Source organism: Tsukamurella sp. DT100 (assembly GCF_049844855.1).
GTDB lineage: Bacteria > Actinomycetota > Actinomycetes > Mycobacteriales > Mycobacteriaceae > Tsukamurella.
Map to the genome: position 1 here is coordinate 1 of NZ_JBNCLV010000022.1, position 11,880 is coordinate 11,880.

Annotated in this window: 11 protein-coding genes; 5 read left to right on the forward strand and 6 right to left on the reverse strand. The window is 68.9% G+C overall.

Annotated features, from left to right (window positions below):
• The first annotated feature begins 386 nt into the window (after nt 1–386).
• The gene (locus ACLQ3K_RS26230; RefSeq protein WP_426002256.1) at nt 387–1,136 is read left to right on the forward strand and encodes a hypothetical protein; all 750 of its coding nucleotides are present in this window, start codon (nt 387–389) and stop codon (nt 1,134–1,136) included.
• Nucleotides 1,137–1,223: 87 nt separating this feature from the next.
• On the opposite strand, the gene ACLQ3K_RS26235 is transcribed toward ACLQ3K_RS26230, so the two are convergent.
• The 4 genes from ACLQ3K_RS26235 to ACLQ3K_RS26250 all read right to left on the reverse strand — a co-directional run bounded on the left by ACLQ3K_RS26235 (nt 1,224) and on the right by ACLQ3K_RS26250 (nt 4,533).
• A complete protein-coding gene (locus ACLQ3K_RS26235; RefSeq protein WP_426002257.1) occupies nt 1,224–1,625 on the reverse strand; it encodes a hypothetical protein in 402 nt (133 codons plus the stop codon).
• Nucleotides 1,626–1,834: 209 nt separating this feature from the next.
• On the reverse strand, nt 1,835–2,956 hold the full coding sequence (locus ACLQ3K_RS26240; protein ID WP_426002258.1) for a hypothetical protein: 1,122 nt from the start codon (nt 2,954–2,956) through the stop codon (nt 1,835–1,837).
• Nucleotides 2,956–3,534, reverse strand: coding sequence for a hypothetical protein (locus ACLQ3K_RS26245; protein ID WP_426002259.1), 579 nt, complete (start codon nt 3,532–3,534; stop codon nt 2,956–2,958). Before ACLQ3K_RS26245 ends, ACLQ3K_RS26240 begins: the two co-directional genes overlap by 1 nt.
• A 75-nt stretch (nt 3,535–3,609) precedes the next feature.
• On the reverse strand, nt 3,610–4,533 hold the full coding sequence (locus ACLQ3K_RS26250; RefSeq protein WP_426002260.1) for a hypothetical protein: 924 nt from the start codon (nt 4,531–4,533) through the stop codon (nt 3,610–3,612).
• A gap of 567 nt (nt 4,534–5,100) precedes the next feature.
• Between ACLQ3K_RS26250 and ACLQ3K_RS26255 the strand changes: the two genes are divergently transcribed.
• The 4 genes from ACLQ3K_RS26255 (at nt 5,101) to ACLQ3K_RS26270 (ending at nt 8,651) form a co-directional block, all read left to right on the forward strand.
• Nucleotides 5,101–5,628, forward strand: coding sequence for a hypothetical protein (locus tag ACLQ3K_RS26255; RefSeq protein ID WP_426002261.1), 528 nt, complete (start codon nt 5,101–5,103; stop codon nt 5,626–5,628).
• Nucleotides 5,615–6,019, forward strand: coding sequence for a MobC family plasmid mobilization relaxosome protein (locus tag ACLQ3K_RS26260; protein ID WP_426002262.1), 405 nt, complete (start codon nt 5,615–5,617; stop codon nt 6,017–6,019). Before ACLQ3K_RS26255 ends, ACLQ3K_RS26260 begins: the two co-directional genes overlap by 14 nt.
• Nucleotides 6,020–6,045: 26 nt before the next feature.
• Nucleotides 6,046–7,734: a relaxase/mobilization nuclease domain-containing protein gene (locus tag ACLQ3K_RS26265; RefSeq protein ID WP_426002263.1), complete on the forward strand. Its 1,689-nt coding sequence runs from the start codon at nt 6,046–6,048 to the stop codon at nt 7,732–7,734.
• Nucleotides 7,735–7,877: 143 nt separating this feature from the next.
• A complete protein-coding gene (locus ACLQ3K_RS26270) occupies nt 7,878–8,651 on the forward strand; it encodes a hypothetical protein (RefSeq protein WP_426002264.1) in 774 nt (257 codons plus the stop codon).
• A gap of 48 nt (nt 8,652–8,699) precedes the next feature.
• Here ACLQ3K_RS26270 and ACLQ3K_RS26275 read toward each other — a convergent pair whose 3' ends face one another.
• Nucleotides 8,700–10,676, reverse strand: a complete 1,977-nt coding sequence (locus ACLQ3K_RS26275) for a pentapeptide repeat-containing protein (RefSeq protein WP_426002265.1) — start codon at nt 10,674–10,676, stop codon at nt 8,700–8,702.
• 1 nt (nt 10,677) lies between these two features.
• Complete coding sequence (locus ACLQ3K_RS26280) at nt 10,678–11,694, reverse strand: hypothetical protein (protein WP_426002266.1); 1,017 nt, start codon at nt 11,692–11,694, stop codon at nt 10,678–10,680.
• Nucleotides 11,695–11,880 lie beyond the last annotated feature (186 nt).

Genomic DNA, 11,880 nt, shown 5'->3' on the forward strand with positions numbered 1-11,880 from the left:
GTGACGGACATGTCCACCACAGCATCCCTGCTGGTCAACCCCTTACCAAGCCTGTCAGCTGGAGATAAGATTCGAACCCCTGACCCTCGCCTTGCAAAGGCGATGCTCTACCAACTGAGCTAAGCCCCCGTATTCGGTTGTGCACCCACTACTGGGTGCCGTCCCACGGCCAAACTACGGCCTCGTGGCGGACATGTCCACCACAGCATCTCTGCTGGTCAACCCCTCACCGAGCCTGTCAACTGGAGATAAGATTCGACTCCGCGTTCGCATGTGGGAAGCACCTCCCCGACGCGGCTCGCCAGCTGCTCGCCGGCCTGCCCGGTCGGACGCGGGAGATCTCCTACATCGACGAGGCGAGCGGACGGGAGCGCGCGTGGTACGCGGTGCCGGTCGTCGACCAGCCGGGCGCCGAGACGGTGCTCCGGTGCGACCAGTGCGCCGCGCCGGGAAAGGCGACTCTGCAGGAGCGGTTCTGGCGCATTCCCTTCCCGCAGGACTGGGTCGCGCACGTGCGTCCGCACATCGTCGCAGCGCTCCTGCAGGAGATCCGGTGGCATGCCAGTGAGAGCTCGCTCTGGGACGAGTGGCTCGGCGCAATCGACCAGGACTTCCGGGTGCAGGAGGACGGCACACTGCGGTTCTCGTGTTCCCAGGGCGTCTTCGACGCCGACCTGGTGGCCGCGCCGGGAATGGGGACGTGGCTGCGCCTTCTGGAGTGGACGCGGCACCGCAGTGCGACGGTGCGATACCGAACCGCGCGAGTGAGTGTTCCCGCGCCGGGAGGGCTCGATGATCCGGCGACGATCTTCCGCGCGCTGCTGCTGCAGCTCGCACCGATGGAGTTCGTCGGCGCGACCAGTGAAGAGGCTCGTGGGCCTGCTGGCGATGCCCTGCTCACGCCGGAGGGCCGGTGGGATGTCTACACCGCCGACGGCGACCTCCTGGGGGCCGACGTCGCCGTCGACGAGGCGATCGAGTGGCTTACGGAGTCGATCGGTGGCGATGGCAAGGTCGTCGCGTCGCTGCCGACGATGCGGGCGTACACGAACATCCATGTGGAGGACGAGCTCGGACGGCCGGGCTGGAACCGCTACCGGGAGGAGCTGACGGCCTACGCGAGCGCCACCCAGTAGGGGCGCGCAGCGTCGACACCGACGCGACATGGAAGTGGCCCGGTACCGATATCTCGGTACCGGGCCACTTCTGTTGTCGCGCTCGTTCTACTGGGACGCGCCCTGGCCCTCGGGCACGGGCTGCTGGTGCTCCGCATCCGGGCTCGGTGTCGCGGCGGCGGATGCGGTCGCCGACGACTGCTTGGCTGCGGCGGGCCGCGGCTGGCGCCCGCGACGGGCCCGGGTGGGAGTCTTGGCCGCCGGCGGGTCGGCGAGCTTGGGATCAATGCCCGCGCTGCGCAGCTGCGAGTCGGTGAGGCCGAACTTCGTGCCCGCCTCGTCGCGGTGGCGACTGAACTCCGCGCTCTTCGCCTCGAGCTGGGCGCGCAGCTCGAGCACCTCGGCGAAGCTGTTGGCGAGGTTGTGGAAGCACGCCGAGCGTTCGTTCTCGTCGCGCAGCAACGCCGCCGCGGTCGATGCGGGGTCGTAGCCGGTCAGTGTGTCGGTCATGATGCGCTGTCCTTCTGTGAGTGGTTGGGCGATGGGGGAGTTGTCTGTGCGGGATGCCACCCGTGTGATCTCAGGGGGAACGTCAGCCGGGCATGCGCTCACCTCCACTGCGGGCGAGCACCGCCACGTTGACGATGTGCCGCAGCTCGTCGTTCAAGCGAGGCGCGGGCGTGGTGGTCAAAAGGTCCATGTGCACTGTCCGTAGGTGTTCAGGAGTGATCGCGGTCCTCGTCGACCGCTGCAGGTGCCTGCTTCGATGGTCCTGCGGTCAGTTCGGGCAGGGGGCCGCGGGCGACCAGTTCGGGGAATGCGCGCACGGTCTCCCAACTGACGGGAACCGTGGTGATCTGGTCGATGCACCGCTTGATCTCGGTGAGGATCTTCGGCCGGTCGCTCTCGGGCGTCGACTCGTGGGCGAGGCGCTGCACAAGGCGATCGAGGCGCATCAGTGCGGCTCGCTCAGTGGGCGTGCGGTCGCTGATCTTGACCTCGGCGGCGTGGTCTCGCGCGGTGTGCCAGGCATGCCAGGCGGCCTCGGCGAGCGCGGCGGCATCGTCGACCTGTTGCTGTGTGGAGCCGGGGGTGAGTGCGTTCAGCGCATCTTCGAGCGCGAGCATCGCGTCTTGGTATGCGCGGGTCTCGGGCACGTTCCCGTCCCGGAGCACGGGCATCTCCAGGAAGTACTCGGCTCGGTTGAGCCGGTACTGGCCCCAGGCCTGCTTGAGTCCGTCGAACGCGGCCTGCACGTCGGCGATGGATGCCCGCGGACGCGTGCGCTTCTCCTCCGTGCTGAGCTTGTCGAGGAGGATCTCTTGAGCCGCCTCGCGAACGAAGTCGATCCACGCATCGGAGACCGCCGGGACGGGCAGGCTGCGTGCGCCAGCCGCCCCGGTAAGGGCCATTCCAGTCAAGGCGGCGATGAGCCACACCCCGGGTTCAGCGGTGCCCCCGACGAGGTACATGCCGACGCACGTGACTGTGCCGATCGCGAGCAGTACCGCCAGAACGCGCCACACGTAACCGATGCGGCGTTGGGCCGGCGTGCACGCCTGTGGCGCGAACCGGGGATCGTTGTCGCCGAGCTTGCGGATGAACGGTCGGCTCGCGAGCGTGCGCCAACCGCGGTCGGTGAAGTCGTAGTTCAATCCCGCGGCGACGAGTTCCTCACGGTCGAAGTCGCCGATCGGCCTGAGATTCCCGTCGCCGTCCCGGAAGGTCGTCTTCTTGCCGATGGACGGGCTGAGGTACGCCGGCAGTTGCGCGCGGAGCGCGGCGCGGGTCGCATCGGGTTCGTCCGGTGCGTCGTGGGCTTCGGGCTGCATGTCGGTCATCATCCTCGGCTCCCGGTGGATGGGCCTAGCTTCTTGTGCGCGACGGTGCGCACGAGCGGTACCCATTGCGCGGCCGAGGACGGGTCGAGTTCGATGATGTCGTTGCGCTGGGCGCGGGTGGCAACGACGAAGGCCGCCACGAGCGCGCCGAGCGCGAGCAGGCCGGAGATCGGCATCGGGAGAAACTTAATGACGACCATGCCGACGATTACGAGAACCATCGCGACGAGCATCGGGCGCACACTCGAACGCCGGGTGAGCGCTTTGGTCAGGTCGCTGTTGGGCTCGTGCTTGGCCAGCACGCGCAGCATGGAGGGGTCGGCGGCGAGCACGCCCCACGCGCGATCGATGCTGCGCCGGTCGAGAGGTCGACCCCGACGTAGACCCAACCAGCGGCGCCGGCCACGCGCATTCGGGTCGTTCTCCTGCTTGATGAGTTTCGTCGCGACTCGGCGGGGCAGTCGCTTGCTCGCGAAGTAGAGCCCGATGTCGTCGCTCAGGAGCGCCTTCTTGCTGCGGGGGAGTTTGCTGATGCGGACGGTGGTCGTCTCACCGAGGAGGGTGCCGAAGAGTGCCATTGCGCTAGTCCTTGAAGGTCGAAGTCGAAGGTGGAGAAGCGCGGAAGGATTCACTAAGGCCCCCGCGCGATACGGTCACGCCGCGTGCGTCTCCGTAGCGGCCTGCACGAGGCTGTCCCATCGCGCTCTGTCGGTGGCAGACAGCTCAATGCTCGCCAGCCTGGCCATGCAGAAGTGTTCGAAGACGGGACTCAGCGCAGCGGCCATGGCCGCACCCATGGTGCCGACGAGCGCCACCATGGCGGGCGCCGGCAGATCGCCGAGCGCCGTGAACTGGAGGCCCACGAGCAGCACCGTGACGATCGCGAGGGCAGCAACTACGCACCGCGCGTGTGCACGCCGGGACAGGTAGCGGTAGGTCATGTTCAGGCCGGTTCCAGGGAAGGCCTTAGCCAGTACCGGCAGAAGAATCGTCGATCGCTGTTGCCGCGTCTGCAGACGCGGACGAGCGGCCAAGGTATGTGCCACGTCGGACGCGAGATCAGGCGCAGTCGACCACCCCGCCGGCAGGTGCGCTGGCGCGGTGCTTGCCGTCCCTTCGACTGCGGCGCGCACCCTCGATCGCCAGCGGGCGTTGCTCTCGACGCTCAGGCCGGCGTTCCCATCGCGAGCCGACACGTGGGCGACGACCATAACGATCGCGCCGAGTCCAACGAGGACTCCGGCAACCGGCCAGCGCCATCCGGCGTGCCCGCCCGCCCACATGACAATGACGGCACCGGAAGCCAGTGCCAGCGCACCGTACGTGTACCTCCGCTCGGCTTGCACGCCTCGCTCATACGCGCGCCGCGTGTCCGAGTCGGGGCCGAAGCGCCCAGGCGTACAGATCGCGAGAAGGTCGTCCGCGAATCTGTTCCACTGCCGCTGATCGGCGCACTCCAGACGGAGCTGGTGGGCTCGCTTACGGAGCCGGGGATCGAACTTGACGAACATCTGCGCGCGCGTGAGGAGGGCTTCCTCGTCGCCGGCGGGCAGCTCGAATCTACGTGCCATGTTCATTGCGCTATCCACTTCTGCGGTCGTTCCGCCCGGCGCGGTGGGTCACTAGTCCACCGTGTGCGTCGAGAGGTCTTGGTGCGGGTTCAGTCTACCGCTACGCGCGGCCCCCACATGGCGAACCTATCGACGCGACAGGCATTCGTCAACGGGTCATTACGACGCGTGTCAATGCCCCGTTGTCGCCATGGTCGCCAGCGTAAGTCGCGCACGCAGGCCGAGGAGCGCATTCGTCCGCGTAACCAGCCTCCCTGAGCGGAGTGGGTCGCAGGCGCGAGGCGGGGCCCGGAGTGGGGCCGGGCCGGTCCGATCCCGTTCCGGGCGGGGAAGTGGGATTCGCGCTGCTCATGCCTCAAATTTCCGCGCCAGCGCGGGCGGCGCGGGCGCCGCTTCGGCAATCGAACTCGCAGGCTCGTGCTCCGCCGGTTGGCCGCTGCGCGGCGCGCCCCAGGCGGAGCAAGCTATGGTTTATCCAGGGATAAACGTTGCCTCCCTGACCCCACGGGGGTACGGTCGGCACCATGTGGTCCCCGTTCGGGGTCGCTGCGCTGGGCCTGGAGGGAGACGCCGATGGCGTGGGAGTGGATCGGTTTGGCGGCGCCGCTCGCAGCGGGCGCCGGCGCGGCGATCAACGAACTCACCCGGCGAGGCAAGCGCGACGACGAACGGTTGGAGTTCGCGCGCAAGGGGCTCGCCGCCGCGAAGGCGGACCTCGGGGCGGGTTCGGCACTGGTGCCCGCTTACGAGCGGGAAGTGGAGCGGGCTCTCGTCTCCGGTGTTCGCGTGAAGCGACGTCTGCGCGAGTTCTTCTCGAAGCTGTTAGGCGGCGCGATCTTCTTTGGTGCGGGCATCTTCACCGCGCAGTTCGGCACCGAGGTGCTTGTGCAGGGTGGTGACATCGGCACGGCTCAAGAGGTCACCTCGTGGATCTGGGTGATCCTGGGTTCCGGCTTCGCGGCAGGGGGAGTCGGGGTCGCGCTGCACGCCCAGGCCACCACCAGCGGTCTACGCCGGGCGGATGACCTCGCCGACGTCGAACGCGATCTGCAGCGAGAGATCGACGAGCGAGAGATCGGGGGCCGGGATGGGTCTGCGTAAACGTCAGCGCAACGCCGCCGGTGGTCGTCCGCACACGAAGGAGATCACCCTCACCGACGAGCAGCTCGCACTCTTGACGATGAAGGCAGCGCAGCAGCAAATGACCATCCAGCGGCTCCTTGTTGCGGCCGTTCTCGAACCGGGCACCGTGGGCCTGGGGACCGGCGGGCTCACCCACGCGGACAAGGTCGAGATGCTCGCCGCCACGTCCGAGCTGCAGCGACAGCTCTCGGCGATCGGCAACAACATCAACCAGATCGCACACCAGGCGAACATCGCGGGAGGTGTGGACCCCGAACTGCGCGAGCGTCATATCGACGCGCTCGACCAACTGCGGGAGCTATGGCGCGCACAGAGTGCCACCGCGCGAACGATGCGGCCCGGCCAATGATGCCGGCAATCGTCAGCGGATCGCGGATGCAGGGCTTGATCGTGTACCTCGCCGGACCGGGGCGATCCAACGAGCACACCAACCCTCACCTTGTCGCAGGGCGTAGCGAGCTGGGCATGTTCTCGGGCCGCGAGCTCGACCGCCAGGACGCACTCGACATTGCCTCCTTCCTCGACGAGGCGCGCGTGGTCTTCGGGACCGAGGTCACGCGCGTGGACCGCGACAAGAAGGAAGCGCTGCTCGCCGACGGCAAGGACAAGCGCACAGCGACCGCGGACGCGACCAAGGACGTCCACGTCTGGCACTGCTCGCTGTCCCTGCACTCGGAAGAGGGCGAGATCGGCGACCAGGTCTGGGGGAAGGTCGCGACCGAGTTCATGAAGCGGATGGGCTTCGACGACCCCACCGCGGCCCCCGTCCGGTGGGGCGCCTTCCACCACGGCCTGAACACCAACGGCAACGACCACATCCACATCGCTGCGTCGCGCGTGCGCGACGACGGCAGCGTGGTGGACCTGTACCCGGTGAACCCAGAGACCGGAGCGAAGGAGGGCGACTGGACCCGGGCCCAGCGCGTGTGCGCGGACCTCGAGCGCGAGTTCGGTCTGCGCATCACCGAGGGCCGCGCCAACAAGCTCACCGAACGCGGCCAGAACAAGGCCGAGGCACACCGCGCGGAGAAGGCGGGCGCGGATCTGACCGAACGTCAGGAGCTCGCGCGCCGGGTCCGCGCTGCCGCGACCGCCTCGTCCGACGAGAAGGCCTTCGTAACCACGCTGCGGCGCAACGGAGTGCTCGTGCGCCCCCGGTACGCCAAGGGAGGGCGCGACCAGGTGATCGGCTACAGCGTGGCGCTTCGCCCTGGCTCGATCGACGAGAACGTGACCGGCAAGGCCACCACGCGCGACGGCAAGTCGGCCCCGCTCTGGTACGGCGGGAGCAAACTCGCCAAGGACCTGTCGCTGGTGCAGCTGCGCAACGGCTGGGCGTCGACACCGAAGTCCGAGCAGGCCGCGCTGGACGCTTGGAGCTCGCGCAAGGCTGAGCGGGGCCCGCAGATGACGGCGCCGCAGCTCCTCGAGGCGAAGAGGGCACTCGACGAGTTCAGCGCGCACATCGCGCGCCTGGCTCCGGATGACCATCAGGGATGGGCGGACGCCGCGCGGACCACCGCGGGGATGCTCGCGCAGCTATCCCTTAACGGCGGCGGCGACAAGCAGCTCGCGCAGGCTTCACGCGCCCTGGGCGCTTGCTCGGGAGCGATGATCCCGCGCACCGTCGACCCGATCGCCGTCAAGCGCCGCGCGTCGACCGCGCACGCCACCATGCTCATGGGCATGGCCGCTCAGCGCGGCAACACGAACATGATGTTCGCACTGCTGATGAAGCAGCTCTCCGACATGTCCCGCGCGATCGCGGAGGCACGGAGCGCGGGCGTCGACGCGGCACGCGCGGCGGCAGCACGCACGCATGCCGAGACCATGCTCAGCCGCTACCAGAGCGCCGCGGAAGCGATCGGCGGCGTGGACGGCGCAGTGGCTCAGCTCACCGCGGCACGGGCGATCCCAGGCGCCGCGAAGCCCACTGTCACTCCGAAGCGCGCAGGCCCGGCTCAGCCGGAACCGCGCCGCGGAACCGCTGCACGCCCACACGGACCGCGGCAGAACTGGACTGTCGCGCCACGCGACCGTGACGACCGCGGTCCGCAGCGATGATCACTGAGATCAACGCGCCGCGGTGGCGTGCTGTCGGGTGGGTTCTGGGTGGCGTCGCGACTCTGCTCATGCTCTCGTTCGTGTGCGACGCATACACCCTCTACGTGTGGAGCGGCGCGAGTCCTGCGGGGTGGTCGCCGTCCATGGGGATCGACTGGTCGAATCTCGCGTTCGTCACGGTGATGGGGACGGGGAGCCTGGCCGCAGGGATCATCGTGACGATCACGATGCCGGCACCGCCGGCCGATCGCTGCCCGTCACCGATCGCCTGGAGAAGGTCGTGGCCCCGGCTCTGGCGCACCGCCGTGGTGTACCTCGCCGTCATGTCCACTGTGGCGGTCTTCGCACGGAGCTATATCCTCGCGCCGTTCCTGCGCGAGCATGCTCCGTCGACCGTGCCCGCGCTGTCGGATACGCCGCTCAGCACCGGGCCGGTGCGCACTGCGGAGGTCTTCCAGCTCGCGATCTACGGAGGTCCCTTCGAGGAGCCGGTGTTCGTCGTGCTCCCCTTGCTGGGTGCCTCGTTGGTGGCGCTGTTCCTCACGCAGTACGGCTCCGCCGCGATCGCGGCGAGGTTCCTCACGTACGCGGTGCCGGCGATCGTGATCGTCTCAATGGTCGGCCGAGTCGGTATCCATCTCTACCAAGGTGCAGACGCTGCGATCGCCGCCGCGGTCTGGGGCGGTGCGGCCTGTCTGCTCTACCTTCGGTGGCGATCCCTCGGCGGGCTGGTTCTGGCGCACGTGACGTACAACGTGGTCTACGTTGACGTGCTGCGCCGCATCGAGTCGGTCGCGCTTCTCACGGCGACCACGGGCCTCCTCGTCCTCGGCGCCGCGGCGATCGGGGTGTGCGTACTGCGTGAACACCACCGGACGACGCGGACGCGTCCGACCCTCGTGGACGAGAGCAAATAGAAGAGGCGCCGAACCGTTAGGTTCGGCGCCTCTTCGCTACATCCGGGTCTATCGACCGCGGTCGGACTCCGCCTCCCGAACAGAGCCTGATGCGGAGTTCGCCGCCGCTGGCACCGCAGAAGTCGCGCGGGTCGGCGGCGTGGACAGGCCACCCGCGAAGCACCGTGACAGTGATGCCCCGGCATCGCGCTCGACGATGGGATGGGCAACCTCCCGCGGACTTTCCTCGGCGCGCGTGACGACCACGCGGCCGTGCACGCCGTCGCGGTCTTCGACGGGCGCGATCGCACCACCGATCTCGTCCGCGGCGAGCGTGCCGACGGTTGCCTCGGCGCCGAGCCGGGCTCGCGCCGCGGCGATGGCCTGCTCGACGTCGTGTCCGGGCACGGTGAATTCGTATGCCGGCGGCTCACGTGGGTCGAGGCTGTCGTACACCTCCACGGTCATGGCCTGGGCTCGGGTGGCCGGGTGCGGGCGCCCGCCGGGCGAGTCGTTGAAGACCACCCCGGCGGAGTTGAGCACGGCTGCATCGTCGGCGAGGTCGACCGCGGTGAACCTGCTGCCGTCGAAGGACGCTGACGCGATGTCCGCCCGGCCCAGGTCCATGTCACGAAAGCCGTTCTCGACGAACATCGCGTCACGAAACCACGCGCCGTCGACATTGGTCCGTTCCCACCGCACGTCGGCGAGGGCGGTGTTGTTCAGGGCAGGGGAGAACACGGCATACCGCAGATCGCAATCACTGACCCGTGCACCTTCGAGGCTGTAGTCGCCGCGCACCTTCGCGCCCTTCATATCCACGTTCCGCAGCGTCGCCTCGCTGAAGTTCACCGACACCAGGCGCGTCTTCTCCATGCTCACGTCCTGCAGGAGGGCATCGCGGAACGTGACGCCCACATGGTGGCCCTCTGCGAACCGGGTGCCGGTGAGGCGCGCGGCCGTGAAGTCCACATCGTCCGCCGCCGCGATCGTGCAGTTCGTGAACGTGGCCCCGGTGAGGTCCGCGTGCCGGAACACCAGCCCGTTGCAGTCGACGAACCGAGCACCGCGGTAGTGGCCACGGAATATCGCTCCACTGCCCGCAGCGTCGATCCCGGTGAACAGTGCACCCTCAAGGCCGTTCTCCCGCGGGTCGTCGAGGAGATGGGCGTACTCGTCGTCTTGGATGTAGCCGAGTGCATCCTCCTGACTGACGTGCTCACCGTCCCTCGCGATGACATGCCCGGTCTGGCGCCCGCTCTCGGCGCGATATTGCTCCGCCACCGCGGCGATCTCGTCCGGCTTGAATCCAGGCCACCAGGTACCGTTCGCGGCGACCACGATGGGCGTGTTCGTTCGCCCTGTGCTGTCGTAGTGCGCGCTGACGGTCGGATCGGCGTCGCGGAGGTCCTCTACCCGGTACGGAACGCCGAGGGCGTCCAACTCCTCCACGGTCTGGGCGAACGCCGTCGCGATCTCGGCGGCGTGGGACACGGCGTACAGCTCGTCGAACGCGCGGTTGGCCGCGATCGCCCTGCCTTCGCTCGTCGACGGGACGTGCACGACTTCCCCGGTGCCGAGGTATTCGGACACCTGCGCCCGCAGCAGCGCCACGTGCACGCGCCGGAGAGTCTCCTGCGCCTCGGCCGCGCTCTGGCCGCCCGTGTGCTTGTCGAGCTCGTCGATGACCTCTGCCAGGAGACCGCGCAGCGGGCTGTCCTGCTGAGCCGGCCCCCGAACACCTGCGTCGACGATCGCCCGGCGAGAACGCCGGGCGAACTCCGGGTCCTCGCGGTGCAGGTGCATCCACGATTCCTTGCCGCCCGCCCGATCTGCTATATCGGCGAGCGCGACTACCTCCGCAAACCGACCCATCGGCTCTCCGGACACCGTCGTGATGCCCTGCGCGTCCATCGCGTGCTCGAGCTGCATCAACTCGATCTCCGTGTCGTCGATCAAGTCCCCGAGCACTGCCGCTGCAGGCGTCTCGCGGAAGGCGACGCTGGCAGGCAGGTTGTAGACGACGACGTGCTGGTCCTGGTTCATGTCAGATCACCGCGCGCTGCTGGAAGGACTGGTTGCGTAGGGCCTGGTTGCCGAGCGCTTTGGTCAGGCCGGTCACGGTGAGTGCGACGACGGCGTAGGCCAGGCCGACGAGGAAGCCGGACCACGACGGGCCGCCGGTGAGCCACGGCACGAGCAGGCCCGCGGCGGCGACGAGGCCGGCGAGCCACGCGTAGATCAGGGTCGGGGTATCGACCAACCACGCCAGCAGCAGGAAGGTCGTCGCGCTGGCCACGGTCAGCGCCACCGCCAGGACGATGCCCGAGGTGTACTCGCGTGGAGCGAGCGCCCACGGGGCGCCCACCGACGTGTAGAGCTGGTTGAGCAGGAAGCTCAGCAGCACGGCGACTCCGGCGCCGACCAGGGCGGTCGCGCCCATGCCTGCGGCGAAGCGGCCCACGTTGAGCGGGACCGGGCTCGAGTCGATGTGCTGAGCCGCCAGCTGCAGGCCCTTCGCGCCCAGGGCCTTGATCAGACCCGTGACGGTCATTGTCACCACGGCGTAGGCCAGGCCGACGAGGAAGCCCGCCCACGACGGGCCGCCGGTGAGCCACGGCACGAGCAGGCCCGCGGCGGAGACCAGGCCGGCGAGCCACGCGTAGATCAGCGTCGGGGTGTCAACCTGCCAGACGAGCAGTAGGAACGTCGCCGCGCTCACCACGGTCAGCGCAAGGACTCCGATGAGCACGGCAACGTAGTCGCGTGGGTGCGTCGCCCAGGGGGCGCCGACCGACTGGTACAGCTCGTTGAGTAGGAACGTCAGCAGCAGCGCGAGCCCGACTCCAACCACCGCGGTACCCGCCACGCCGGCGGCGAAGCGGCCCACGTCGAGCGGGATCGGACGCTCGTCGACGTACGGGCGAGGCGGATCGTGAGGGACGTGCACGGTGGGCTCGTCCGGGTAGAGATCCGAGGGGTATTGGGACGCGCCCTCGTCGAGCGTGCGTGTGTAGGCGACGGGGTTCTGCGCCCCGCCGTACTGGGAATGGTTGTCGACCATGAGGAGCTCCTGAAGTGGGTGGCCGGGTCGCCGGCGGGGAGGGAACGGGGACGGTGGTGGGGGGGGGGGGGCGCCGCGGGGGGGGGGGGGGGGGGGGCCGATGGGGGGGGGGGCGGGTGTGTTGGGGCGTGCGGGTGCGGTGACGAACGGCGCGGACGCTGCGGGCGGGACCGGTGGTGCGGGCGC